The sequence below is a fragment of the Paenibacillus sp. CAU 1782 genome, assembly GCF_054551715.1.
Window position 1 is genome coordinate 26,800 of the sequence record NZ_JBTOLL010000008.1, and the last position, 25,607, is coordinate 52,406.

At 49.2% G+C, this 25,607-nt stretch carries 19 protein-coding genes; 9 read left to right on the forward strand and 10 right to left on the reverse strand.

The annotated features are described in order from the left end of the window. Positions 1-90 precede the first annotated feature (90 nt). A complete protein-coding gene (locus ACX93W_RS17055) occupies positions 91-4,503 on the forward strand; it encodes a glycoside hydrolase family 3 C-terminal domain-containing protein (protein ID WP_459393578.1) in 4,413 nt (1,470 codons plus the stop codon). 241 nt (positions 4,504-4,744) lie between these two features. Here ACX93W_RS17055 and ACX93W_RS17060 read toward each other — a convergent pair whose 3' ends face one another. Both ACX93W_RS17060 and ACX93W_RS17065 read right to left on the reverse strand, forming a co-directional pair. Beyond that, entirely contained in the window at positions 4,745-6,292 is a 1,548-nt protein-coding gene (locus ACX93W_RS17060; protein WP_459393579.1) for a response regulator transcription factor, read from the reverse strand. Positions 6,293-6,304: 12 nt separating this feature from the next. Further along, positions 6,305-8,092 carry a cache domain-containing sensor histidine kinase gene (locus tag ACX93W_RS17065; protein ID WP_459393580.1) on the reverse strand — a complete coding sequence of 596 codons (1,788 nt, stop codon included), beginning with the start codon at positions 8,090-8,092 and terminating at the stop codon, positions 6,305-6,307. Positions 8,093-8,223: 131 nt separating this feature from the next. Between ACX93W_RS17065 and ACX93W_RS17070 the strand changes: the two genes are divergently transcribed. From ACX93W_RS17070 to ACX93W_RS17085, 4 genes are all read left to right on the forward strand, one after another. Further along, positions 8,224-9,588, forward strand: coding sequence for an ABC transporter substrate-binding protein (locus tag ACX93W_RS17070; RefSeq protein WP_459393581.1), 1,365 nt, complete (start codon positions 8,224-8,226; stop codon positions 9,586-9,588). A gap of 88 nt (positions 9,589-9,676) precedes the next feature. Further along, positions 9,677-10,558: a carbohydrate ABC transporter permease gene (locus ACX93W_RS17075; protein WP_459393582.1), complete on the forward strand. Its 882-nt coding sequence runs from the start codon at positions 9,677-9,679 to the stop codon at positions 10,556-10,558. Beyond that, entirely contained in the window at positions 10,555-11,391 is an 837-nt protein-coding gene (locus tag ACX93W_RS17080) for a carbohydrate ABC transporter permease (RefSeq protein ID WP_459393583.1), read from the forward strand. Before ACX93W_RS17075 ends, ACX93W_RS17080 begins: the two co-directional genes overlap by 4 nt. Before the next feature lie 27 nt (positions 11,392-11,418). Then, positions 11,419-12,987: an alpha-L-rhamnosidase-related protein gene (locus ACX93W_RS17085; RefSeq protein ID WP_459393584.1), complete on the forward strand. Its 1,569-nt coding sequence runs from the start codon at positions 11,419-11,421 to the stop codon at positions 12,985-12,987. A 223-nt stretch (positions 12,988-13,210) separates the two neighbouring features. Here the strand turns inward: ACX93W_RS17085 and ACX93W_RS17090 are convergent, their stop codons facing one another. Together ACX93W_RS17090 and ACX93W_RS17095 are read right to left on the reverse strand one after the other, a co-directional pair. Next, complete coding sequence (locus ACX93W_RS17090; RefSeq protein WP_459393585.1) at positions 13,211-14,368, reverse strand: cation:proton antiporter; 1,158 nt, start codon at positions 14,366-14,368, stop codon at positions 13,211-13,213. A 275-nt stretch (positions 14,369-14,643) separates the two neighbouring features. Then, a complete protein-coding gene (locus tag ACX93W_RS17095) occupies positions 14,644-15,186 on the reverse strand; it encodes a hypothetical protein (RefSeq protein ID WP_459393586.1) in 543 nt (180 codons plus the stop codon). 284 nt (positions 15,187-15,470) lie between these two features. Here ACX93W_RS17095 and ACX93W_RS17100 point away from each other — a divergent pair, with 284 nt between their 5' ends. Beyond that, positions 15,471-16,574, forward strand: a complete 1,104-nt coding sequence (locus ACX93W_RS17100; protein ID WP_459393587.1) for a metallophosphoesterase — start codon at positions 15,471-15,473, stop codon at positions 16,572-16,574. A 108-nt stretch (positions 16,575-16,682) separates the two neighbouring features. Here ACX93W_RS17100 and ACX93W_RS17105 read toward each other — a convergent pair whose 3' ends face one another. Then, positions 16,683-17,456: an excalibur calcium-binding domain-containing protein gene (locus ACX93W_RS17105; RefSeq protein WP_459393588.1), complete on the reverse strand. Its 774-nt coding sequence runs from the start codon at positions 17,454-17,456 to the stop codon at positions 16,683-16,685. 420 nt (positions 17,457-17,876) lie between these two features. Between ACX93W_RS17105 and ACX93W_RS17110 the strand changes: the two genes are divergently transcribed. Beyond that, on the forward strand, positions 17,877-19,700 hold the full coding sequence (locus ACX93W_RS17110) for an APC family permease (RefSeq protein WP_459393589.1): 1,824 nt from the start codon (positions 17,877-17,879) through the stop codon (positions 19,698-19,700). 56 nt (positions 19,701-19,756) lie between these two features. Here the strand turns inward: ACX93W_RS17110 and ACX93W_RS17115 are convergent, their stop codons facing one another. Continuing rightward, positions 19,757-19,999, reverse strand: a complete 243-nt coding sequence (locus tag ACX93W_RS17115) for an aspartyl-phosphate phosphatase Spo0E family protein (protein ID WP_459393590.1) — start codon at positions 19,997-19,999, stop codon at positions 19,757-19,759. A gap of 253 nt (positions 20,000-20,252) precedes the next feature. Further along, entirely contained in the window at positions 20,253-20,366 is a 114-nt protein-coding gene (locus ACX93W_RS17120; protein ID WP_459393591.1) for a YjcZ family sporulation protein, read from the reverse strand. A gap of 271 nt (positions 20,367-20,637) precedes the next feature. Between ACX93W_RS17120 and ACX93W_RS17125 the strand changes: the two genes are divergently transcribed. Beyond that, positions 20,638-20,790 (forward strand): hypothetical protein, encoded by a 153-nt coding sequence (locus ACX93W_RS17125; protein WP_459393726.1) that lies wholly within the window; start codon positions 20,638-20,640, stop codon positions 20,788-20,790. 216 nt (positions 20,791-21,006) lie between these two features. After that, positions 21,007-22,125 carry a CobW family GTP-binding protein gene (locus ACX93W_RS17130; protein ID WP_459393592.1) on the forward strand — a complete coding sequence of 373 codons (1,119 nt, stop codon included), beginning with the start codon at positions 21,007-21,009 and terminating at the stop codon, positions 22,123-22,125. 148 nt (positions 22,126-22,273) lie between these two features. On the opposite strand, the gene ACX93W_RS17135 is transcribed toward ACX93W_RS17130, so the two are convergent. The 3 genes from ACX93W_RS17135 to ACX93W_RS17145 form a co-directional block, all read right to left on the reverse strand. Beyond that, complete coding sequence (locus ACX93W_RS17135) at positions 22,274-23,116, reverse strand: carbohydrate ABC transporter permease (RefSeq protein ID WP_459393593.1); 843 nt, start codon at positions 23,114-23,116, stop codon at positions 22,274-22,276. Between the two features lie 108 nt (positions 23,117-23,224). Next, complete coding sequence (locus tag ACX93W_RS17140; RefSeq protein ID WP_459393594.1) at positions 23,225-24,106, reverse strand: carbohydrate ABC transporter permease; 882 nt, start codon at positions 24,104-24,106, stop codon at positions 23,225-23,227. 143 nt (positions 24,107-24,249) lie between these two features. Then, the gene (locus ACX93W_RS17145) at positions 24,250-25,593 is read right to left on the reverse strand and encodes an ABC transporter substrate-binding protein (RefSeq protein ID WP_459393595.1); all 1,344 of its coding nucleotides are present in this window, start codon (positions 25,591-25,593) and stop codon (positions 24,250-24,252) included. Between the last annotated feature and the right edge of the window lie 14 nt (positions 25,594-25,607).

Below are 25,607 nucleotides of genomic sequence, written 5' to 3' on the forward strand. Positions count from 1 at the left end.
ACAACCTAAAAACAAAGTGTACTGCCTCTACAGCTATAATGAGTACAGGTTACTTTGAGAGCGATTTCATTATTGAAGGGGAGGAAGCAGATGGTTAAACTGCGGGTTGCAAAGGGTTTGGGCAAAAGGATAGTTTCGGTTTTTACCGTCATTACAGTTACAGCAGGTTTGCTTTCACAGATTGGACCGGTGTCTTATGCGGAGGAAGCTGTGGTTGTATTCAAGACGCAAAGCGGAGGGATATTCAACGGCATGCCGCTTTTTGACGGTAATCCTGAGCATCTGGACGAGTTTGTGGATACTTATTTTAATTACACAGGATTGGAAGGACCTGCGGTATACGTCACCGGATCTCGTAACCACTATACGTTGAAGAAGGGGCCAAACGCAGGAAAAGTCATTCCCGGGGCCTTGTCCGCAGCGGACAATGTGCAAGGAATCTCAACGGACTTCCCGGCGCTGGTTGGCATGGGCCAAACCTGGAATAAGGAGCTGCTTGGCGAGATTGGCGAGGTTATCGGCAACGAGAAAATTAGCCTGCTAAAAGTAAAGCAGGGAGAGTCCAATATTCATGGAGGGGCTAACGCTTCAGCGAGCGTTGCGTTTACCGTTGTCAGCGATTTGCGGATTAATCCGCTTAGCGGGCGCTTTGACGAGGGTTTCTCCGAAGACGCTTATATGGCGGGCACGCTCATTGACAAGATGGCTGCCGGACTGAGCGGTATCGAGCAGCCGGCAACGAATGATGGCTTCTGGATGCGCGCAGCAGTTGGGACCAAGCACTATTCCGTTTACAATGCACAGTGGTTCCGCCAATCGGCGAGCAATAGCGCCAGCGCGCGCGCCATGTTTGAATATCAGACGAGAGGCGTGCAAAAAGGGCTGGAATCCGGTGCGGTTGCCGGTGTCATGACCTCTTTTGGCCGGACAAACGGCATTCCTAACATCTTGTCTCCGCTTCAGCTCCATGCGAATACGTTTGCCAAATACGGCGTGTACAGTTCGCCGGATTTTAATGGCGACCAGCATGTATCAACCGGCAATCAAATGGGCAATGGCTATGACAACAACTACGCGGTTGATCGCTCGCATGCGACTGTGCTGATGGCGCTCGCCCAAGCGAATGCGGGACGGCCTTCGCCATCCACAGCAAACGCGGATATCGACGTAGCCGAGCTTGTCGCACTGGTGGAGCAGAACGAATATGGCATTACGGCCGACGATCTGGTTGAGGCAGCCAGACCGCATATGAACCAGCTTGTACGGCTGGGCATCTTTAATGAAACGGATGAAAACGGCATTCCAAAGTTTTATCCGTTTGCACAGGACGCTAAGGATGTAAGGACTTCCCCTGCCGCTTCCTACAAGGATGCCGAGCATCAGGATGTGGCGCTCAAGGCGGCGCAGGAAAGCATCGTGCTGCTTAAAAACGATGGGGTGCTGCCGCTTGCCAAACAAAAAAATGCTGCAGTCTCCGGCATTTATGCGGACTCGCGTTTTAAAACGACTTATTCCGTAGGTGTCACGCCAAACGATATTGCGAATGCTGGAAATTCTCCATTGCTCTCGATTATTAAAGCAAACGGAGCCGATCATGTTAACTACACAACAGGCAGCGAGGTAATCGCTTTGACGTCCAGGCTGAACGGCCAAACGGTAACAGCGAACGTCTATAATCCGGATGCGCTGGAAAAGGGTTCGGGTCTTATTTTGTCGGCTGAGGAAGTGGATTCGGAAAAACCTGCCCAGTTGTTCCGCGTATATGATTGGGGACAATCCGGCTCCAGCTTGATGTCATTGTACAACAATCGCTGGGTTGCATCGCCTTCAGCTGCCGGTGCCGCGATTGGCAACACGGATGGAACGAAGCTGAACCTGACAGCCAATGACTGGAACCTTGCTGAAATGCTTGGAGAAACAAGCGTCATTCCGCCAACGCTGCGTTTGGAAACAAATGCCGATGACAGTGTTTCCATCGTAACGAGCGGCTATCGGACGGGCTTTTCGGGAGATTTCACGAATTTCTATTATGCAAGCGGCCGTTTCGCAACGGCGGGTGAGGATGGAACGCTAAAAACCGCTGCCAATACGCTTGGCACAAAAGCAAATGCCGCGATTCGTCCTGACTCCGTTAAGTTCGAGAAAACGGTCGTTCAGGAGGTAGGCGCAGAAGCGGCCGCGCGAGCTGATAGCGATGACTATGCCGTTGTATTTGTCGGCGCTGTTCCCCGTCACAGTGCAGGCGAAGGCAATGACCGCTCCAGTCTGAACATGGGCGATGCTGATTACAAGCTGGTGGACAAGGTTTCCTCCGCATTTGCCGCCAAGGGGAAAAAGACGGTAGTTGTTGTCAGAACAAGCTTCCCCGTCGGTTTGGAGGAAATCCAGAACAATCCAAATGTATCCGCCATTGTGTACCAGCCGTACGGCGGTCAATATGATTCCCATGCGCTGGCACAGGTGCTTTATGGAGATTATGCGCCTACTGGTCGGTTGACCTCAACGTGGTATAAGGATATGTCGGCCTTCCCGGCCATTAACAAATACATCATCCCGGAAGGCAACAAAACGACAACGCTGGATGACATCGACCCGCGCTTCAAGCTCGATATGACAAACGCTGACCCGATTGAGTCCGAGCTTACCTACATGTACACGAAGGCGCCGGTGACTTATCCCTTCGGCTACGGGCTGTCGTACAGCTCATTTTCCTACAGCAGCTTGTCCGCTCCGTCCAGCGTAAGCGGCAATGAGCCCTTTACGGTAACGGTGCAGATCCGCAACGATGGCACTGTGGCAACCTCGGAGGTCGTACAGCTATATGTAAAAAACAACAATGCGAGCTATGGCAGTCATGCGCCTCAGAAGCAGCTTGCATCGTTTGAAAAGGTGCACGTTGCTCCGGGTGAAAGCAAAACGGTTGAGCTTACGGTGAATCCGCAGGATTTTGCCCTATGGGATGTAAACAGCAATCAATTTGTGGTAGAAAACGGGGCATATTCGGTTCAGGTTGGTTCATCTTCCGCTGACATTCGGACGCAGCAAACGGTTCAGGTTCAAGGTCAGTCGCTTGCCGGGCTTTCACTTGCGCAGCCTTTCAATGTTTTTGATCATGCCTATGCGGCTAATGAGGTTGTGTATCATGAGGTATCCAAAGCACACACCGCAGCGGAACTGAAGGAGAAGAAAGTAGTTAGCGGCTACTACGCCGTTAGATCGAAGCAAAACGGCTCATGGGTTGCTCTTCCAAAGGTTAATCTGACAGGAGCCAAGAAGGTGAAGGCCTCTGTAGCAACGGATGCGGGGGGAGGAGTCATTACGCTTCATGCGGACTCGCCGGCTAACGCGCCAATTGCAGTCATTGATGTGCCTCAAACGCAAATGAACGCTTACAAAATTAGCAATGCGGACGTTCAGGTAAAGGAGCTTGGTTATACCGACGTTGAGGTGGATTTAAGCAATACCAGTATAACGGGTATTCATGACTTGTATGTGGTATTCAAAGCGCCGGATCTTCGCATTGACAGTTTGGCTTTTACAATAGCGGAGGCACCAACGCCTACATCGAATACCGGGTCGCCGGGTTCCGGAACCGTTGTTCCAACGCCATCTCCATCAGCAACGCCCGCTCCAAGCGCAACTGCAGCGCCAGTGGCAGTCACGGTAGCTCCGGGCTCGAAGGACGATGCGGCAAAAGTTGCAAAAATCAACCAAGCAGGAGTAAAGGCAGTAGGCGAAGCAGTGGCTGTCACGGTTTCCGAGAAACAAGGCAATTATGCCGAAGCCGTTGTTAATGTTGGCAAGCTGACTGGCCAAAACGCCGTTACTTTGGCTCTGGTCAGTGGCGACGGCAAGCTTACGCCGGTACCCGGAAAAGCTGCAATCGACAAAGATGGGAATACGATTATTAGAGCGCTTGTTGCAGCAAGCGGAACTTATGTCGCTATAAGCTCCGCACGTCAGTTCAGCGATGTTCCGGCAAACGCCTGGTTCGCCAAAAATGTGGAAAAAGCGAACGGATTGCTGCTGATCAATGGCGTTTCCGAAACGCAAATGAAGCCTGCGGCGTCTACGACCGCGGCGCAGACGCTGGCGGTTGCTCTGAATGTGCTTGGCTTGACTCCTGAGCAGAAAGCTGGTGATACGGTATGGTACGACGCTGTTGTCCGTACTGCACATGCCGCAGGTCTTATCGACAGCGAAGCCATTAAAGACGACTATGCGATAACGCGCGAATCTATGGCTGCAATACTAATGAATGCCTTGACTTATGCTGGACTTCCCACTGAGCTTAGCGCAGCAGAGGTGAATGCGCTGCTTGCCGGCTTCAAGGATGCTGCAGAGCTGTCGGCGGAAAACCGCTATGCGATGGCTGTAGCCGTGAAATACAGCATTTTTATCGGTACACCGGACGGTCGTCTGCTTAGCGGCAATGCGCTTACGCGCGCAGAGCTTGCAGTGGTTGCGCTCCGGACGTATGAGGCCGTAACTGAAAGGTTGTAAGCGCGGAATGAGCTAGACAGAAGTTTCGTATTCATACAATACAAAATCAGGCGCTGCGCCAAGACTCGTTCGAGTCCTGGTCAGCGCCTGATTTGACGTAAGCAGTTAGCGGCAGCCTCTGAGTGATAGCGTAGACACAGCAGTTAGATGGCTGTGACCTTGCACGGGAGCGGTAGGACTGGCCCTTGAAGATATGCCGTCAGCCCGATGCCGTAGGCCTGATACCCGAAGTTTGTTGCTGTCAGCCGTTCCTGAAGTTTTCCGGCGTTGTCCCTGTCACTTTTTTAAACAAGCGAAAAAAATATTTTGGATTGTCATAGCCAATGGACTTTGCTATTTTGTATACTTTGTCATCCGTGCTCCTGAGGAGGTTTTTTGCTTGCTCAATTCTCAGTTTGTTAATATAATCAGTGAAATTTTCCGCTGTTTTTTCTTTGAACAAGTGGCTTAAATAGCTTGGATTCAAATAAAAAAGGGAGGATACCCGTTCCAGCGTTAAATCTTCTGCATAATGATTGTTAATATACATTTTTATATTGTCAATGACATGATCGGATGAGTAGGCAGAGCGCTCCTTTAATAGCTCGGCAATGCCTGTCAAAACTTTGAGCATATAGTCCTTTATCGCGTCAATGTCGAAGGAAATGCTAAGCACAGATTCGAAGCTGGAGGAGGAAGAGCTGATCATATTAGTCTGCAAATAGGCCGACAATAATTTTTTTACCTCCATCATTATATCACGGGCCTGCTCTTTCAATTGGACAAGGGTCACATCGGGCTGCAGCATGAAAAAGGCGAAGAAATCCAGCACCAGCTCCTTTGTTTTTGATACATTGCCCGATTCGATAAAAAAAAGCAGCTCATGTGATTTGTTCCAAAAAACAACAGTGCTGGCGTGGGCGTCTGGGCTGTAGATATAACATTTTCCAAAATCAGTAACGGATCGTTTGTCCAGCGCCGCTATCGTTTCCTGATGAGCTTCTCTGAGTGCGGCGAGCGAAGGCTTGACTGAACTTACTCCAATACAACTCTCTCCCCCGCCCTTAGCGCCTGCCTGTTCGATAAGCTGTTTGGCCGCGAGCTCGGCGTTTCCCAGCATGGCACGTTCACTCTCTCCCCGACGAAAGGTCAAAATCACAAATGCCAGATTAGCGCTTTGCGGGTGCGGGATATAGAGAGAATCTGGCACGGCAGGCGGCTGCTCCATTGCCAGAGGCTGCGGTGAATACAAAGTAAGCAGCATGTAGTTGTCTTGCTCTGCCAACGTTGCAAATGCCTTGGAGGAAAATGCGGGAAGGCTGTTCAGCTGGTGAATGCCGAGAATGATATTTAGCAGAGACTGAACATCCGACTTCAAGCTGATTTCTTCGTTTTCCGCCTCTTTCTGCACAACCTCCAGCTTGACCGAACGATGCTGATCTATCGCGTTAATTGCCAATTGCAGCATGCGATGAATTTCCTCGCGGCTGAACGGCTTCAGCAGATAACCGATTACCTTGGAAGAGATGGCCTCCTGCATATATTCAAAGTCAGAATAGCCGCTGATAACGATAATTTTTTTGTCCGGATATTGCTCATGGATATGCTTCATTAACGATTTACCGTCCATTTCCGGCATCCGCATATCTGTCAAAATGATATCGGGATCAGTGCTCTTGATTAGCAGCAATGCGTCAGCGCCGTTGTCCGCTTCCCCAAGAAACGTCAGCGGCGTATGAAAGGATTGGATTTTTTTGAGCAGCCCTTTGCGTATGAGCGGTTCATCGTCCACAATAATGAAGGTGTGCATGCCATAATCCCCCTATCTTTCCGTCTGTGGAATGGAAATCGTAATCGTTGTTCCTTCATTTTTTGCGCTTTGTACATCCAGTCCATATTCAATGCCGTAGTATAGAGCGATTCTGGATTGTACATTTTTAATGCCGATGCTTTGTCTGCTTCGTTGTCCGATGGAAACAAATTCCGGCGGCTCGTTCAACAGCTTGCGCAGCTCCTCAAGCTGTTGATTTGTCATCCCTACGCCGTCATCAATCACCTGAAGCGTAATTTGTTCCTCCTTCAGCCAGCCGTTGATCGTAATGCTCCCTTTGCCGCGTTTGTTCTCCAGTCCATGGTAGATCGCATTCTCAACAAGGGGCTGCAATAGCAGCTTAAGCATGCGCAGCTCGAGGATATGAGGATCAATATGCTTGTGAAAGCTGATTTTATCGCCATAACGAATTTGCTGAATTGCCATATAATTGTCGACATGCTGCAAATCCTCCTCGGCGGCAACGAGCTCGCTGTCGGTTTTGATGCTATAACGGAACATATCGCCAAGCGCTTTCGTCATGACGACGATGCTTTCGACCTCCTCGATTTCAGCTATGCTATTAATGGATTCCAATGTGTTGTACAAAAAGTGAGAGTTGATTTGAGCCTCAAGAGCCTTCATCTGGGAATCCATCGTAAGAATTCGATTCTGGTAGCTCTCGCGTATGTGCGTATCGATGTCGGTAATCATTTTGTCGAATTCGTGGTACAAAATGCCGATTTCATCTACCCGGCTTGCATCCGCATGTATGGGCACCAAACGCTGAGCTTTATTTTTTCGCATGATTTTGGCCAGTCGAATGATTGGTTTCGTAATGAGATTGGATAGGAAGAACGATACGATCAAAAAAATAATGGCGCAGCTTGTCGCAACGTAAACAAACAGCTTTTGGGAAATGCCGTATTCCTGATATAGCTGGTCGACAGAGATGCTGGCGATTACGCTCCAATCGTTACTCGGTACCCGTTGGATGACCGTCAAATTTCCGGAGTTATTGAATTGTTGAATGGAACTCGACATGCTCCCAAGCTGTTCTTGAAGCATAGGAGGGAGCTTGCCTCCAGACTTTTTGTTTGCGCTTTCATAGATGATGTCGCCTTGTGCGTCAGCTACATAAATATTGGATAAGCCAGGGGCAGGATTCTGGTTGAGGCCGGAGAATAATTCCATGCTCCCATCAATCAAAAAAATACCGAGAAACTCATTGTTGTTGGGATCGTAGAGCGCGCGGGAGAAGCCAATTGACGGTTTGGCGCCAATCATATAGGGCTTGCTGCCAACCTCGCCAATGTACAAGCCCCCTTTTAAATGGATGGTTCCGACGTACCACTCGTCCTGAAGCGGTGAATAATCCAGCTTCATTTCATTGCCATAACTAATCGATTTCCCATCAGGCGTGAATAGATAAATCCCATTAATGTAATTGTAACCCAATAAAATATTTTCGAATATGAGCTTAAGTCGAGCTCGGGCAATAAAAATTTCATATTGGTCGTTTGTTTGGTTGAGTGCCCGCAGCTCATCGCTAACGGTGTTGTAGACGGCAGCCGATGATGACTGCTGAAGCAAAGTGATTGAAATGCGATCAATATTTTGCAGGATATCTTCGATGCTTTTGACTGAATTTTGGATTGTAGTCGCTGCAACATAGGAGGTTTGTTCGTTGACAAGTCTTGTATAGCTTCGATACGAGCTTACCGATACGACGATAATGGGCACAATGGAAACAAGCACAAGCACAAGGAATAGCTTTGTTTTGATATTGAAAAAAAGCATACACTGAACCTCCAAGCTTGTCTATTCTAAAAATAGTGCACCATTTTTACCAAAGCAATTATACTGCAACTCACATTATTATAAAAACAGGCACAATGCAAGAACAATAACGAAACAGGGGGAAATACACGATGAAACGAGCAAAAACAGTTTGGCTTGCTTTGCTGGTCCTCGTAGTTATCATGCTGAGCGCATGCGGAAGCAACAGCGGAAGCAGCAACAATGAAGGGAATCAAACGTCTGATCCAAGCTCCAGCAATGCAGGGGCAACGGATGGGAGCGAGTCTGCGAAGCCAGTCACGCTAACCATGATGATGTCTGGCAACAAGGCGGCGGATGGCCAGGACTTTGAGCTTGATATCCTTCCCAAGCTGGTTAAGGAAAAATTCCCGAATATTACGCTAGAGGTCCAGAAGCTTCCGGATGATCAATACAATACTTCGGTACGGACAAAACTGGCGGCAGGAAAGGGACCCGATATCTTCTGGATTTTCCCGAAAAATGCGGCTGGCGGCGTCATTGATTTTGCCAAAGCCGGGTTTGCGGCAGACCTTTCCGACCTGACGTTCTGGGACAATATCGGTCAAGGCGCAAAAGAGGATATGTCCTATGACGGAAAGCCTTATGGCGTAGCGGAGGGACTTGATTTCCTTGGCGTTTATTACAACAAGGAAATGCTGGAACAGGTAGGCGTTACGGAATTTCCGCAGGACTGGGCGTCGTTTCTGGAACTGTGCCAGAAGCTGAAGGATGTCGGTATTACTCCGATTGCGCTGGGAGACAAAGACCCTTGGGTTATTCAGTTCGGTATGTATCCAATTGCAGCCAATGTTGTATACCCTGATGAAATGGATTTTGACGTAAAGGTGCAGAATGGCGAAAAGCCGCTTAATGATCCAAAATGGGTGAAAACGATCTCGATGTACCAAGAGTTGTACGATAAGGGATACGTTGTTAAAAACTCTCTTGGTGTAGGCAGCGCGCAAGCGGCACAGCTGTTCATTGACGGCAAGGCGGCCATGTCCTTCACGGGTACCTGGGATTATCCATCCATGAGCGCTGCGGGCGCTGCAGAGTTTACCCGCGGTTTTGCTTCACTGCCAGGCAATGAAGCCGGCAAGCCGCTGTACGTATCGGCATCAACATCTGCCGGTTATGCTTTGAATGCAAAATCGGCAAATCTTGATACAGCAAAGCAAGTCCTGAATTACCTGTTCGACGGAGAGTCTGATCTGTTCAACGCTTTCGTTGAATCAAACAGCTCAATCAGCGTGTACAAAGGCGTGGAACTTAGCAACGAGCTATTCAAATCAGTCAATGATAACTACCAACAAAACGGAAAATCCGTCTATTTCAGCAACCAAATGTGGCCAGCGGGCGTGTCTGATGTGATGCAAGCAAAATTTGCCGAAATTATCGGCGGCAAGAAAACTACGGCGGAAGATGTCGCAAAAGCGATGAACGACAAATTCCAGGAGCTATGGAAAGATAAATAAGCAATCGCCAACAGATAATGCCTGGTCAGGGAAGGCTCTAGCCTTCCCTGGAGGGCTGCAAAGAGATAGCCGGAAAGGATGGAGCAGCATGAACTCAACTGTAATGAAAAAGTCGATGTATTTATTTGCAATACCGGCGCTTATTTTTTATATTACCTTGTGGGTTTTCCCGATTCTCAGATTGTTTCAGTATAGTATTACGGATTACAATGGCTTCTCTCAGGACTACAGCTACATCGGTTTCGATAACTTCAAGGACCTGTTAAACGGCGATGTGCTTGGCGTTTCTTTAAAAAACACGCTACTCTACACGTTGATTACGGTTGTGTTCGCCAATCTGATTGGGCTGGCGCTCGCTCTGCTGCTAAATATGAAAATCAGAGGCAAAGGGGTTTATCGATCACTTGCCTATATTCCGACGTTGTTCAGTGCAATCGTAGTAGGTTTCCTATGGAGCTACGTCTATATGCCGGATTATGGTCTTATCTCAACCTTTCTTGATAAAATTGGTATAAATAATGAAAATCTGAACTTTCTCGGAAATTATTCAACGGCTTTGTATGCTATTATTTTTGTTGAAATATGGAAAAACATAGGGACCACAATGATTATTTTTTTGGCGGGCTTGCAAACGGTTCCTAACGACCTGTTGGAAGCTGGAAAAATGGATGGCTGCGGTCCGTGGCGTCTGTTGAAGCATGTGAAAATCCCCCTGCTCGCCACCGCGATTACGATTAATGTGACGTTAAGCTTGATCAATGGACTGAAGGCGTTCGACTTCCCGTTTATCATGACGAACGGCGGTCCGGGGACGGCAACGAATACCCTAATTTTCTCTATCTACAAAATGGCGTTTACCGAGCAGCTATTCGGCAAGGCTTCCGCGCTTGGGGTCATTTCCTTTGCAGTCATCATAGCCATTACAGCTTTGTGCGTTGTTCGCATGAATAAACGGGAGGTGTCGGCATGACGATTGCCAAAATCACTCGCAAGGCATTGGTTCAACTGCTCGTTATGGCCGTTATGGCGCTAAATCTGATTCCGCTTGTTATCGCGCTTTCAACCTCGCTGCGTGATCCCAGCAACAATTTAAATCCGTTAAATCTGTTCCAAAACATCTCATTGGAGAGTTATCGCGTCGCTTTCGAACGGATGCTGTTTCCTCAGGCGTTGCTTAACAGCATTATTCTTACAGGCATCTCGGTCATCTTTGTTGTACTGTTTGCTGCGATGGCATCGTATCCGATGGCAAGACTGAAGACCAAATGGAGCAAATTTCTGTATTTGTTCTTTCTTTCAGGGCTTGTTATACCCGCTCAAATGGTGCTCATTCCGGTTGTGCAAATGATTAATGCGCTTCATATTCCAACAAATCACTATACGCCTATTCTTATGTTTATTACGTGCAGCCTTCCCTTCTCCACGTTTCTGTATACGGGCTTTATTCGAAGCGGCGTACCGGAGGAGGTGGAGGAGGCGGCTCATATTGATGGTGCGGGTCTGTTCAGGCGCTTCTGGTCAGTTGTATTCCCGCTGCTTCTTCCAGTTACCGTTTCTGTTATTATTACGCAAGGCGTATGGATCTGGAATGACTATTTCTTCAATATGATCTTTATTTCGGGAGCGGGCGACTCTCCGTTGCCCCTGGCCATGCTGGGCTTTCTGGGAGATCAGCAGAATCCTACCCAGTGGAATGTTTTGTTCGCGGCGTGTTTCCTTTGTGCGATGCCTTTGCTGCTTGCCTTTTTGCTCCTGCAGAAATATTTTGTTGGCGGAATGACGGTTGGCGCTGTGAAAGGATAATATTCATGAACGAGGGAGTCAACTACGATGAAGCAAAAAATCATTACTCAGGATTTTGTTGATCGGGCGGAGGCTCTTACTCCTCCGCTTTTCAAAAGCAAGGTGTACCCTCGGCGGCAGGTTAATGTGGTTGCGAATGAACAGGCATTCCAGGGCTGGGAGGTACAGGATGCAGGCTCCATTGAGGAGTTTGGCAGCAAGGTGTTCCGTCAAGGCGATAGCGTAACCCTCGATTTTGGCGATCATCAGGTGGGCTACGTGACGCTCTCAATCACTAATATAGACAGCAATGCAGATGCCCCGCTTCGTCTGGGACTGGTGTTTGGCGAAATGCCTTGCGAAATCGGAGAGGATTTTGCGGATTACAATGGGTGGTTAAGCCGCTCCTGGCTGCAGGACGAAATGATTAATGTTGATGTGCTGCCGGGCATTGTGACTTTGCCACGCCGATATACCTTCCGTTATATGAAGATTATCGTGCTCTCAACCTCGATTCGCTATCATGTGAGCTTTCCCGAAATGTATTGCGAAACGGTGACCTCGGGGGACATTTCACAAATTGCGCCGTTGCCCGTCGGCGTTCCTGCTGATCTGCAGCAGATGGATGCCATAGGCATCAAAACGCTTCAGGACTGCATGCAGACGGTGTTCGAAGATGGGCCCAAGCGTGACAGGCGGCTGTGGATCGGAGATTTGCGCTTGCAGGCGCTCGTAAATTACGAGACATTTCGAAGCAATGATTTGGTAAAGCGCTGTTTATATTTGTTTGCGGGCATGAGGCTGGAGGAGGGACAGGTGGGAGCTTGCTTGTATGAAAAGCCCGAACCATTTGTCGACGATATTTACCTGTATGACTATTCGTTGTTTTTTGTTTCTACATTATATGATTATTATATGGCCGCACAGGACCGCCAGACTTTACAGGAGCTTTGGCCAGTTGCTGTAGAGCAAATAGAAATTGCGCTTAAGCGGCTGGATGAAAACGGCATCGTGGAGGATGATGACACCTGGTATTGCTTCCTCGATTGGCACGAGGAACTGAATAAGCAGGCTGGAGCGCAAGCGACTCTCATCTATAACCTGAAGCGGGGGCTGCTGCTTGCTCATGAGCTTGGGGATTTGGAGCGGGCCATTTTTATTCAAGCCACAATTAATAACGTGTCCACTGCGGCAATTACACATTTATGGGATAAAGAGCGCCAGTTTTTTATTAGCGGAAAGGACAGGCAGGTATCCTGGGCGTCGCAAATTTGGATGGCGCTTGCTGAGGTGTTGGAAGAGGAAGCTAACGCCGGGTTAATGGATCGTTTACTTCAACAAAACCCCGCCATCGGCATGTCGACGCCTTATTTGTATCATCATTTTGTTGAAGCGCTGCTGCTGTGCGGCAAACGGGATGAAGCGCTTAAGCAGATGCGAGCCTACTGGGGCGAGATGATTGCTGACGGAGCGGACACGTTCTGGGAGCTGTACAATCCGGCAGACAAGCGGCTTTCGCCTTACGGCAGCAATCTCGTCAACAGCTATTGCCACGCCTGGAGCTGTACGCCGAGTTATTTTATCCGCAAGTATTTTGTAGGTGGTGAAGGCGCGTAAATGAGGGGCTGTCCAAAAAGCCGATCCGCGTATCTGATTCAACTAAAAACGCTAATGGACATCCGTGTCCGTTAGCGCTTATTTTTTAGCTTTTTGCGTTTGTAACGGACAAGGATGTCCGTTAGCATTTCAAAATCTGCGTTTTACGCGTCTAACGGACTTCCGTGTCCGTTAGAGCGTTTGACTTTTCGGACAGCCCCATTTCTTTACATTTGCAGTTTAATCAGGGAGCGGCAGCTTTTTCGCCGCTCTGCTTGAAAACTAGCTTAATCAGCGGCGGAGTGATCAAGGTCGTTAAGATGACGACCAGCACAATGGCCGTGTAGTAGCCGGCAGGCAGCAATCCTGCGGACAGCCCGGCCGACGCAATGATCAGCGCGACCTCCCCTCTGGATACCATGCCGGAGCCAATGGCAAGCGACTGTCTGGAGCTGAAGCCGGTAAGACGGGCGCCTATGCCGCCTCCTGCCATTTTGGTAATCACCGCAACCAGTGTCAATAGTACGATGAACAATGCCTGACTGCCGAGCCCGTCAAATGAGATGTTAAGCCCGATGCTTACGAAAAAGACGGGAACAAACAAGGTGTATGCAATCGGCTCAACCTTTTGCTCGATGACAGGTCTGTGAGCTGTGCGAGAGAGGGCGAGCCCGGCGGCAAATGCGCCGATGATTCCGGCAACACCCATAAATTCCGCAAAATAGGAGTAGCCGAAGCAAAGCAGTAAAGCACCGCTCATCACACCTTCGCTCACCTTTATTTTGGACATGAGTTTCATCAAAAATGGAACGGCAAACCAGCTTGCGGCAATAATGACGATAAAAAAGAGTATTTTTTTCAACATCATAACAGGCAGGGACACGGCCCCGCCGTCACCCAGCATGCTCATCATGACGGCAAAAAGAACAACAACCACCACATCATCGACAACGGCTGCGCCCAAAATGGTCGTTCCCTCTCGAGAACTAAGCTGGTTCATTTCTTTCAGGGTCTGCACGGTGATGCTGACGGAGGTTGCGCAAAGCAGCAGCCCCATAAACAAAGCATAAGGCTGGGACAAGCCCAGCAGAAGGGAGAGGCTATATCCGCCAAAAAAGGGTAAAATGATGCCTCCCGCAGCAACCGCGACGGATGACAGCACGTTTTTTCGAAGCTGTTCCATGTCCGTCTCAAGCCCGGCAATAAACATGAGCAATAAAACGCCGATTTCCGAAAAATGGCTCAAAAGGTCACTGGGTACGACCCATCCCAGCACGGCGGGCCCTATCAAAATACCGGCAAGCAGCTTGCCAAGCACGGCAGGTTGCCCAAGGCGCGCAGAAAGATCGCCGGCCAGCTTTGTCGATAATAGAATAAGTCCCAAGCTTAGAATAAATGCCATTATAAAGCTTCCTCTCGTTGATAAGATTCAGGCATGTCAGCCGTTGAATTATATAAACCAAATTAAAAAAGAACCCGGTTATCTTGCTTTAACCAGGTTCTCCGAAAAAAGACACAGTGAACCCGTTTTGACAGGCTCCACCGATTTGAATATATGAAGTTGATATTGACTCTTGGATCCAGACTTAATTTTATGGCATCCTTGCTGTGAATTCAATGTAAATAATTGGTGGCGCGGTGCTGAAACTTATTTTTGCATAATCAACGAAGCATATACTAAGATATCGGATAGCTTAAAGCAAAGCCGCAGTATTCGCAGTTTTTGCTTTCCTCAGGAAGTATCGTGGTGCGGGCTCCGCAGCCCGTACAGGTAACCGTTTTTGGTTGAGTCGGAGCAGTGTTTCTCGGTTGTTGCTGTTGTTGGTGCATCACATTCCACTGCATTCTCTGCTGATTTTCATGCCATTCCCTTTCTGCCAATTGTCTTCGCATTTCCTCCTCGTCAACCCTCTTTTTGAGCTGCTTTGCTCTCCTATGCATGTAAAGCGCGGGCAAGAATATAAGGATAATGCAAAACAAATAAGCGATAAAGATCGGGTCTCTTCCCGCAAGTAATTGTCCAAAATAACTAAATGAGAGAAGTGCGAAAAAAATGAAAAGCAGCCGACTTGAAAATTGATGGTTTTTCATCGCTGCAAAAGGTTTGTTTCGATCAAGGATTGCCCTGATCAGGATTAGCAACAGCCCTACAGGAAATATGAGAATGAATAGTACAAGGACAGTGACGTTGGGAATAGAACTATTTTGATGGGTAGGCATAAAGCTCCTTTCTTTCTGTTCAAAACGAAGAGTGCTGATAACGGTGGATATGTCGGTAACTATTGCCGAGCATCATATTCGAAGCCAATGCTGCTTTGAAACAGAGCTGTTAAGTGATAAATGAATGTTTATAACGCCTTTTGCAAAGCTGTTTCAGCATTCTTTGTTATTGTACGATAGTAAAGGAAATTGCAAAAGACCTTATCCGTGCGGCAAAGTAGTGCGAGGCAGCTGTATCGTGTATGATAGGACTATGAATCTACTTCAGGAGGATAGGCCAAATTATGTTTGTATTCGTTGGTATTCTTTTTTTGGTCCTGTACGGACTGCTTGTTTTTTATATCGGCTGGAGCGGTTGGAGCTGGATGCGTCCTGCCGTATCAGCAAAGTTTAGAATTGCGTACGCTGCTGTATTGGTTTTTTTGGCGTCTTCCTTTATTCTTGGGCGATTTTTCGGAGACTTTGCGATTTTAAGCATGATTGGCTCCTATTGGCTGGCGATTTTTTCGCTGCTGTTGTTAATGCTTCCGCTTGTTCATTTGACAATGTGGCTGCTTAGGCTGACCTCGCTGCCTCGGCATCGCGTGCAAAAATGGGCGGGTTCGTTGACGCTTGCTGCGTTGGTCGTGTTGCTTGCCCTAGGGTCGTATAATGCCTATACCCCGGTTGTGCGGGAATATGACATCCAGCTGGATAAAAAGGTTGAGGGACTGTCCGAGCTGAAAATTGTGATGGCGGCAGACATGCATTTTGGCTTGTTGTCGGGGAAGGCGCATGCCAAACGTTTGGTGGAGGAAATCAACGCGCTGAAGCCGGATCTGGTTCTGTATCCGGGAGATATCATTGACGATGACCTGGACGCGTATTTGAAGCGGGGAATAGATGAAATCATTAGCGAGATCAATGCGCCTTATGGGGTTTATGCTTCGCTCGGCAACCACGACAAGCTGGATGGCCCACTCGAGGATTTGATCGCCGCTCTGGAGCGCAGCAATATGAAAGTGCTCTACGATGAAGGCATCGTCATTGACGACAAGCTGACGCTGGTTGGCCGCAAGGACCGGACTGAAAACGATCGGGCAACGATGGAGGAGCTAATGAGCACGGTGGATCACACTAAACCAGTAATTGTGCTGGACCATCAGCCGTATGATTTGGGCATCGCCGCAGACAACGGAGTAGACCTCATGGTATCGGGCCATACGCACCGTGGACAAATTGCGCCTGCCAATCTCATTACAAGCGCGATTTTCGAAAACGACTGGGGTTATCTGCAAAAAGGCTCCTTCCACTCCGTTGTCACTTCGGGCTTCGGCTTCTGGGGCCCGCCAATTCGTATCGGCAGCCAGTCGGAGATTGTGCAGATTAATTTGAAGTTTGGATCGTAGTCGCAGGTAGTTGCGTCAAAAACTTAAAATAGTTGATGGAGCGTATTAAAAAGAGGTGTTGTATTCGTTTAATCGACGAATGTAATACCTCTTTTTAATAATAATTCCCTACTGACAAGCAACCCCGTCTCCGTCACGGTCCAGCTTGGACGAATAACCGGGATCACCCTTGTACAACGGGGCTTTTCCGGCGGCGCGGACAGCGGCGCAATTGGCGTAAACCACTTCCTCGGAGCCGCCTTGCTGACCGGCTGCCTCTGATTTGCTACCTTTGGAGCCGCTCGGCATGTCGGACTCCCCTTGCTTGACGTTCTTACCGTCGCTGACTGCCCCATCTTTGTTTATTTCCTCGCCAGAAGAATCCTTCACAGCTTTCCCCGCATCCGGAAACAGATTTCCCGGCTTCTCCACCACAAACAACACTTTTGCTCCATCGGGATAATCTGAAAGCTGATGGCCAACCCAGCTCCCCGCGCCGCGGTTGTCGCTGGATGCGACATAGGCGACACTGGCGCCTTCTCCGCCTTCCTGACACATGGCCATCGGCCATTCGTCGCGGTCGAATCCTTTTTTGGTATCGATCCCGGCAAGCGATTCCTTGCGGTTGGCTTCGGCGCCTGACCTGTCTATCGTGCACACATTGCTGTGACCTTGCTCGATGGCTCCATATATATGCAAAGCCGTTTCAGGGTATCGATCGCTCGGAAAGATGAGTTCGTAGTCATGGCCGGAATTATTTGTTTCTCCCGTGGAGAGAGTCAGAGTAACTCCGCCGCATGCGGAGATGGCAAGCATGGCCAGGATCAGCGTAAAAATAAGCAAAAAACGTCCATCCGGCTTCAGATTCGCCGTTAACCGTTCAGCTATAACTTCTTTTTTCATAGAGTCAGCCCCTCTGTCTGGTATCGATGTACATGCACACTTGGCTCCCGAACCATTTTATAACAAAATGGTTGGTTTGACGAGATGAGGTCTATGCAATAAGGAAATCTGGAAACAACAGCCTCGCGTATTCATCAGAGAACGTTTTTCGGAGGCATATGCCAGGAAGAAGCTTTCACACAGTGGACTCCTGCCAACAATTTTTAGTTGGACTTATCTATTTCGATGAAAGAGCATGAAAAGAGAAGAGCGTACACGAGCGCTGTATTTGTAAGCGAAATATTGCGCTGCTTTAGGGTGAAATTAGCGTTTTCCAGCCAAAAATCAAATTTTACTGCAAGCGTCGCCAGGCGTATAGTTCATATAGCAAGATTCATCACATTAGCAAGATTCTATCCAGAAGGCAGGCGATGAACGCCTATGTTGTCCGACGCGAAAAAATGGCTGATTGGCAAACCGCTAAAATCGAATGAATTGGGAGAGCAAAAGCTGAACAAACGGAAGGCGCTGGCGATTCTGTCTTCGGATGCCCTATCCTCGGTCGCTTACGGACCGGAGCAAGTGTTTATCGTGCTGGCCGCCGCGGGAGCGGCAGCTTATTGGTATTCCATCCCGGTCGGGATGGGCGTGCTGCTGCTGCTGACCGTGCTGATTTTGTCCTACCGGCAAATCCTGTACGCTTACCCGCAGGGGGGCGGGGCTTATGTCGTCGCCAAGGAGCAGCTTGGCGTTTACCCCGGATTGATCGCGGGAGGTTCCTTGCTGGTCGACTATATTCTGACCGTTGCGGTCAGCGTTTCGGCGGGAACGGACGCCATTACCTCCGCTATTCCGGCGCTTCATGAATACAATGTCCCGATTGCTATTTTGTTCGTGCTGGCGATTACGCTGCTGAACCTGAGGGGGCTCACGGAATCCGCCTCCGTTATGGCTTATCCCGCTTATTTGTTTGTGCTGGCGCTGCTTATTCTGATCATCGGCGGCATCTGGAGAATTGCGACCGGCCAGGAACCGGCGGGAGCGCATGGCACGTTTGGCGTGCCGGTGGCTGGAGTGGGACTGTTTTTGCTGGTCAAGGCTTTTGCATCAGGGAGTTCGGCATTGACCGGGGTTGAAGCGATCTCCAACGCTATTCCGAACTTTAAAGCGCCCGCTGCCCAAAATGCCGTCAGAACGCTGCTCGCAATGGGCATTCTGCTTGCGGTCTTATTTGCGGGTATCCTGTTTTTGGCCTATTATTACGGTATTTCGCCCCGTCCCGAGGTAACGCTTGTTTCGGATATCGCGGAGAGAACCTTCGGGCGCGGTTTTGTTTATTACTTGATTCAAGGCGTGACGGCGCTGATTCTGATCCTGGCCGCCAATACGGGATATTCCGCTTTTCCGATGCTTGCGGTTAATTTGGCAAAAGATAAATTCGTACCCCGCATGTTTTCGGCAAGGGGAGACCGGCTGGGTTATTCCAATGGTATAATCGTGCTTGGACTGCTGTCCATTGTGCTCATCATCGCTTTTCAGGGACGGACCGAACGTCTCATCCCGCTTTATGCGGTAGGCGTATTTATTCCGTTTGCTCTGTCGCAAACCGGCATGACCTTAAAATGGCTCCGCGAAAAACCAAAGGGCTGGGCGATTAAGCTGGGCATCAATGCAATAGGAGCTTTGGCGAGCCTGACGGTCGTTCTGATCTTTTTTATAACGAAGCCGACGCAGGTGTGGCCGGTGCTGATTTTTCTGCCGGTGCTGATTGTGGTGTTCCTTCTGATTCGCGGCCATTACCGCGCGGTGGGAGACGGTCTCAGGATTAGCGAGGAGCATGAACCTCCCGTTGAAGGGAATGTGCTGATTGTGCCGGTAGCGGGCATTACGAAGGTTGTGGAGGGCTCGCTCCAATATGCGAGATCGCTTGCCCCCGATCATTTAATTGCGGTCCATGTCAGCTTCGAGCGGGAAGAGGAAGAGGTTTTCCGGGCAAAATGGGCCGAGTGGCAGCCGGATGTGCGGCTGGTAACTCTTCATTCGCCATACAGAAGCATCATACAGCCGCTGTCCAAATTTATTGACGTCATGCAGCGCAAAGCGGGGGCTTCAAATTACCGGGTGACGGTCGTTATCCCCCAGTTTGTGCCGAAGAAGGGCTGGCATAATATGCTGCATAACCAATCCGGATTCCTGCTTCATACGTATTTGCTGTACAGACGCGATATTATTGTCACGACAGTGCCGTATCACTTGCCCAAATAAATAGCCATTATAAAAAAAGGCTTCCGCAGCAACGTAGATGCGGAAGCCGTATACATTTAACCAACCATTCGATTGGCAACCGGTTTTGGCTTGTCCGCCGCTTCTTTCGGGCAGGAAGAGGTGCCATACGTATTGCACATTTCGAAATGGGGACATTTTCGGTATTGCACGAGGGCGTCGTCCAGCTTTTGGCTGGCGGCAAGCACCGAAGGATCGGTAAAGGATTCGTATTTTTCAAAGGTCAACTCCATCATGTTGCGAAGTCTCTCAATCCCTTCCCTGCAAGCACATAGAGTCATAGATCACCGACCTCCCGAAATTTAAGCTGTGCCTTCTTCTCAGTTTACAACTAATAGAGATTAATGGCTATATGTGGAAGACCTTTTTTGCATAAAAGTTTTCTGAATTTCCCATTCCCTGAGACTTGAATCTGATTTTTGGGAAATTACGGCTCTGCATTGGAAAGGCCCGCTGCATCAGCGGGCCTTTCATCAGTCAGTCGAGAGCTGTAATCATGAATGCATGCATGGAGGATGCATTACATATGATCAATTACCATTTGCCGAAGCCGCCGCAGCCAAAGCTGCAAGCGATGATCACCAGCAGAATGAAGAGAACAAGGATCGCACCAACGTTGTTATAAGCACCACCAACGCAACCGGACATTAAGAATGCACCTCCTTACGTTTTGAGTACAGTGTAGGTTATGCGCCTGATGTGCCGGTTGACTGGGTATTTGTTCCTATGGCAATTGAACTTCGGCATTTGCCTACTTCGCGGCTATCGCGTAGTTGACGAATGGGGATATGCCGTGGCAATGGGGGAAGGTTCGGGCTGGGGGCAAAAATAAGCAAACGCACATATTTCCAAAACGCCTATACCGTTCTGCAACTTATACATAGGATACTGTACCTTGAGAAAAAGGAGATGACAATGAATGAACTATGCAGCAAACGTTTCTGGCGGCGGAAACAACCACTATCCGGTAGCAGGTGCAGCTTGCGGTCCCGTAGGCGGATTTAACAGCGCTGGAAGCATCCTCGTGCTCTTTATCCTTCTGGTAATCATCACTAAAGCTTGCCTGTACTAATCATCCTGCCTTCTCCACTGCCTATAACAAGCTGAGATAGCATGCAGCACCCCTTGGGCGGAATTCCGTCCAGGGGGTTTTGCGGTTTCTATACCCGAAGCCTCGAAAGAGGTTTTCTCATTCTGTTATACTACATATAAAGGTTAACGATATGATAACGATATGACCCATTAACCTAAGGATAAGTTAATTGGAAAAGGCGACAGGAGAGAGCATATGACTAACACCTCGAATTCAAGCAACATCAATAGAGACGAGCTTACGCCGGTTTATTTGCTTGCCGGTTTTCTGGGTAGCGGCAAAACCACGCTGCTGCTGTCGTTGCTTGAGCGGTTGAAGGCGCAGGGAAAGAAACCCGCCGTTATTATGAACGAACTTGGCGACGTCAATTTGGAGCGCCGGCTTTTTGACGAGGAGCTGCCTATGGCGGAACTGCTGGGAGGCTGCATTTGCTGCAGCAGCAGGGGGGATCTGGGTCTGGAAATTCATGGGCTTATGGAGCGCGATCGACCCGATGTGATTTTAATTGAAGCAACGGGAGCTGCAAATCCGATGGAATCCATCGACGGGATTACGGAAGCGTCTATGTATGGGAAAACCCAGCTTCAAGGCATCATCACGGTTGTGGACGGAGCATTGCTGTTGGATCGCGGCAAAAATGGCAAGGGCAAAACCTACAGGCTGCTGCAGGAGGGCGTTCGTTGCGCCACTCTGCTTGTGCTCGGAAAGGCTGACAAGCTGGCTCCTGAAGAGAAGGTGGAGGCCTTGCAACTGCTGCGGGAATGGAATGCATACGCCCAAATCGTTTCTTCGGTACGCGGTCAATTGGAGGATTGGACGCCATTTGAGGTCATGGAAGAGGGCGGCGCCGCTACTCTGCATCATGAATCCCATAGCAAAGCTTACGAGCGCCATGAAGCCGGCAATCGCCTCGCCGAACATCGTGAGGAGAAACACCAGGCGCACGATGATGTGACTGCGTCCGGAACAGCCGGGGAAGCCCATTCTCCTTTTAAAATGATTCCGTCTGGAGCGGGCCAGAGTCATGATCATGTGATGGCGGTTACGTATTATTTTGAGGGAGCGGTGGATAGCGAAGCCTTTGAAAATCTCCTCCTGACGCTGCCGGACAATATCTACCGGGCCAAAGGGATCGTTGCGTTTAGCGATACGTCCAGCGACAGTCGTTTTATGTTTCAATACGCCTACAAGGAAACCGATTTTATGCGCATTGATCCGCAAGGCGAGGTTCACAATGTCGCTGTTTTTATCGGGGAGCATTTTTCCCGGCAGGAATTGCTGAAAAGATTGGAGCAGCTTGAAGAGCAAGGTTAAGCAATAATTGTAAAAGCGCTCTATTTCGGTTGACGTTGGGCGCTGATTTTATGTTGAACACAAAAAAAATGCACCTGATGAATACTTGTTGCAGGAAACGGCAGTCGCGCTCCATCTGCACGTATTCATCAGGTGCATGCACAATAATTTACCCCTTAACCGCCGAACCTACGGTTAACGCATTTTCCACTTGCTCGCTGAACAGGATGTAGATGAGTACGGTCGGCAAGCTTGCAATGGTCATGGCAGCGCCCATCGCGCCCCAATCCGTTGTGAATTGGCCTTGGAAGAACAATAGGCCAAGCGGCAGGGTCTTTAAGCTTTCTTTTGTAATAAGGATGACCGCCATCGTAAACTCATTCCACGAGTTCAGGAAAATAAAAATAACCATCGTTGCCAAAGCGGGTTTGATGATCGGCAGCATAATGCTGAAGAACGTACGGTAGATGCTCGCCCCGTCGATGCAAGCCGATTCCTCCATCTCAATGGGAATGCTGCGGAAGAAACCGTAGAATACCATGGATGCAAAGGAAATGTTAAAGGCGATATACGGAACCATTAGCGCGCCGTACGTATTGGCCAGATTCAAGTCGCGCACCAGAATGGCGAGCGGAATCATAATCACTTGAATCGGAATAAACATGCCGATCAGAATGTACGTATGCGCCAGCTTGCTGAATCGCCAGCGCAGACGCGCTGCGGCATACGAGAACATGACTGCCAGCAGCAGCGCGCCCAGAACCGTTACAATCGCAACAAGCAGGCTGTTCATAAAATAGACGGGCACGTCGTAATTGGACCAAGCCGCCACATAATTTTCAAAACGCAGCGTGGTTGGCGGGCCAAACGGATTGGTTACGAAAATTTCATCATTATTTTTGAATGAGTAAAAAATCATCCAGAGCAGAGGGTACACCGATATAAGCGCATACAGCCAAAGGAAGATCGGCAGTCCCGGCCTGCTTTTTCTCACTCTCATTATCCAGGTCATGTTGTGTAATCACTCCTGCCTTGAAAATAGTCTTTAGAGGTTGTTCAAAAAGTCCACTTTCCATTACGAGACATGCCTGGCGGCATAATCGGCATCGAACATACATTTTTAATAGGTCAGGCGCTCTCTTGCGATAAAGCGATTGATAATGAGCGTTGCCAGCAAACATTCCAATACAAGAATGGCCGCAGCCGCGCTGCCATAACCGAATTCCCCGACGCGGAACGCCGAACGGTACATCAGATAGGTTAGCGTATAAGTCGAGGTTCCAGGGCCGCCGCTTGTCATGATGAACATATTGGCAAAGGCGTTTAAACCGCCCGTAACGGCGAACACCAGACAAAACTTGTACGTCTCCGCCATCATTGGAATGTTGATCTTCCAGATCGCTTGCAGCTTTGTCGCTCCATCGATGCGGGCCGCCTCCATATATTGCTCGGGAACCGACTTCACTCCGGCAAGCAGCAGCGCAAAGTGATAGCCCATATATTGCCAGGCATTTACAAACGCAATAGCGATAATAGCCGTCTTGCTGCTGGACAACCAGTCCTGCTGGTAGGACAAACCAAGCATGTCAAAAACCCGATTGATAAGCCCATAGTCGGCGTTATAGATGGAGAGCCAGAGCTGACATACAACCGTAATGGAAAGGACAACGGGAATAAAGAAAGCGATACGCAGGATTCTGCGTCCCTTAAACTTCATATCGGCAACCGCAAACGCCAGCACTGTGCCAATCCCGATTTGCGTAACCGTTATAATCAAAGCGAAGATCAGACCGTTATACACGGAGGTAAAAAATAGCCGGTCCTCGAACAGCCGCTTGTAGTTGTCAAACCAGATGAACGTTCCTTCCGTTAGACCGTCCCATTCATACAGGCTTCGGAAAAAGGTTTGCACGATGGGATAAAACACCATAATGCTATACAGCAGGAGGGCAGGCAATATAAACAATAATATTGCTGTTTTGTTTCCAAGAAATTTGTTCATCTCATCACATCCTTATGTCGATCTAACCGCTGAAAGGCGCAGGCGCACCTGCTTGATAGAGAGCAAAAACCCGCCCAAGCGCTTGATCGGGCGGGTTCTCCTTGTCCTGCAGAAAGTATCCGGCAGGCTGCTCTTATTTGGACTTATTGGGCCTGAGGAATCGCCTTGTTTACGTCCTGCACAAAATCGTCAGCGCTATAAGCGCCGGTCATGAGACTTTGCGTCGCATCCTCGATTGCCGCTTTGAACTTGGCATCGGACAGTCCCCATGCAAAGGCAGTTGTGCTCGTAATTTTGCTGATGTCATCGGACAACTGCTGCATCATTGGCGGGTATTCCGTCACAATCGCTTTATCCACCTTCGTTGCGACAAGCGGATTGCCGCGTTCGGTATACTTGTATTCCGCATATTTCAGGGAGATGAACGCCGCTACCTTCGCTGTAAGCTCAGGGTCCTTTGTATCCGGGTTAACCGCGTAGCCAGCCGGTCCGCCGCCTCCGCTGAACGCATATTTGCTTGCTTCATAGTTGGCTGCATCTTTACCAGGGAAGTACATCCAGCCTACTTTATCGCCAAGCTGCTTCGTCGATTCGGCAATTTCCCACTGACCGTTCAGGAACATTGCCGCTTTTCCTTGATGGAACAACGCAGCCGCCTGGTCATAGTTGAGGTTTGTCGCGCCCTTTGGAAGCAGGCCCGCCTTCACCAGTTCAACCAGCTTCTCCGCCGCTTCCTTGTAAGCGGGGTCGCTTGCGCTTGCTTCGCCTTTATCCAGCTTCACAATGCCGCTTGCATCATTGCGGGTAGCAAACATGTCGTAGAGTGCAACCGTAATCCATTTCTCTTTTGCGAATAAGGACATTGGCGTAATGCCTGCGGCATTAAACGTATTAACGGCTTCCAATAACTCGTCGTACGTTGTTGGCAGCGCCACGTTATTTTGCTCAAACAGTTCTTTGTTGTAGAACAGAAGCGCAAACTCATTTCCCGCATAAGGGAATGCATAAGTGTGACCGTCATCCGTTACCAGCGTATTCATCGTGCTTGGGTACATTTTGTCCCGGAAGCCAAGCTCATCTACGTATTTGTCCAGCTCCAGAATGTTGCCGGATTTTTTGAACGTGTTGATGATGTCCAGGCCTGCTTGGAAAATATCAGGAAGATTGCCGGTCGCGGCGTACGTTTTCAGCTTTTGACCATCATCCTGCGCCTGAATCTCAAGCTCCAGCTCAACATTCGGCATTTCCTTCTTTAATTCAGCTACAGCGTAGTCATAAGGGAGCTTGGTGTCATCATCCGCGTATTGCGCATAAATGCGCAGCTTCACCGGCTCGGTCGTTTCCGCCGTCTGCGTCGCTTCTCCCGCTGCCGGAGCCGGAGTGCTCGTTGCGTCCTCGTTTTTGGCATTGTTGCTTGTTCCGCTTGATCCGCAAGCTGCAACAAATATCAGGCTTAGGCTCATCAATGCAATTGCTAGTTTCTTCATTAGGTGACCTCCCG

What these genes read in the sequence shown, in the direction of transcription:
- ACX93W_RS17070 (WP_459393581.1), top strand. Translation starts at nt 8,224, where the DNA reads ATGAAACGAGCAAAAACAGTTTGGCTTGCTTTGCTGGTCCTCGTAGTT.
- ACX93W_RS17075 (WP_459393582.1), top strand. Translation starts at nt 9,677, where the DNA reads ATGAACTCAACTGTAATGAAAAAGTCGATGTATTTATTTGCAATACCG.
- ACX93W_RS17115 (WP_459393590.1), bottom strand. Translation starts at nt 19,999, where the DNA reads ATGACTCTATGTGCTTGCAGGGAAGGGATTGAGAGACTTCGCAACATG.
- ACX93W_RS17125 (WP_459393726.1), top strand. Translation starts at nt 20,638, where the DNA reads ATGAACTATGCAGCAAACGTTTCTGGCGGCGGAAACAACCACTATCCG.
- ACX93W_RS17060 (WP_459393579.1), bottom strand. Translation starts at nt 6,292, where the DNA reads ATGCACACCTTCATTATTGTGGACGATGAACCGCTCATACGCAAAGGG.
- ACX93W_RS17095 (WP_459393586.1), bottom strand. Translation starts at nt 15,186, where the DNA reads ATGCCTACCCATCAAAATAGTTCTATTCCCAACGTCACTGTCCTTGTA.
- ACX93W_RS17135 (WP_459393593.1), bottom strand. Translation starts at nt 23,116, where the DNA reads ATGACCTGGATAATGAGAGTGAGAAAAAGCAGGCCGGGACTGCCGATC.
- ACX93W_RS17085 (WP_459393584.1), top strand. Translation starts at nt 11,419, where the DNA reads ATGAAGCAAAAAATCATTACTCAGGATTTTGTTGATCGGGCGGAGGCT.
- ACX93W_RS17120 (WP_459393591.1), bottom strand. Translation starts at nt 20,366, where the DNA reads ATGTCCGGTTGCGTTGGTGGTGCTTATAACAACGTTGGTGCGATCCTT.
- ACX93W_RS17080 (WP_459393583.1), top strand. Translation starts at nt 10,555, where the DNA reads ATGACGATTGCCAAAATCACTCGCAAGGCATTGGTTCAACTGCTCGTT.
- ACX93W_RS17130 (WP_459393592.1), top strand. Translation starts at nt 21,007, where the DNA reads ATGACTAACACCTCGAATTCAAGCAACATCAATAGAGACGAGCTTACG.
- ACX93W_RS17110 (WP_459393589.1), top strand. Translation starts at nt 17,877, where the DNA reads ATGTTGTCCGACGCGAAAAAATGGCTGATTGGCAAACCGCTAAAATCG.
- ACX93W_RS17055 (WP_459393578.1), top strand. Translation starts at nt 91, where the DNA reads ATGGTTAAACTGCGGGTTGCAAAGGGTTTGGGCAAAAGGATAGTTTCG.
- ACX93W_RS17065 (WP_459393580.1), bottom strand. Translation starts at nt 8,092, where the DNA reads ATGCTTTTTTTCAATATCAAAACAAAGCTATTCCTTGTGCTTGTGCTT.
- ACX93W_RS17090 (WP_459393585.1), bottom strand. Translation starts at nt 14,368, where the DNA reads ATGGCATTTATTCTAAGCTTGGGACTTATTCTATTATCGACAAAGCTG.
- ACX93W_RS17105 (WP_459393588.1), bottom strand. Translation starts at nt 17,456, where the DNA reads ATGAAAAAAGAAGTTATAGCTGAACGGTTAACGGCGAATCTGAAGCCG.
- ACX93W_RS17100 (WP_459393587.1), top strand. Translation starts at nt 15,471, where the DNA reads ATGTTTGTATTCGTTGGTATTCTTTTTTTGGTCCTGTACGGACTGCTT.
- ACX93W_RS17145 (WP_459393595.1), bottom strand. Translation starts at nt 25,593, where the DNA reads ATGAAGAAACTAGCAATTGCATTGATGAGCCTAAGCCTGATATTTGTT.
- ACX93W_RS17140 (WP_459393594.1), bottom strand. Translation starts at nt 24,106, where the DNA reads ATGAACAAATTTCTTGGAAACAAAACAGCAATATTATTGTTTATATTG.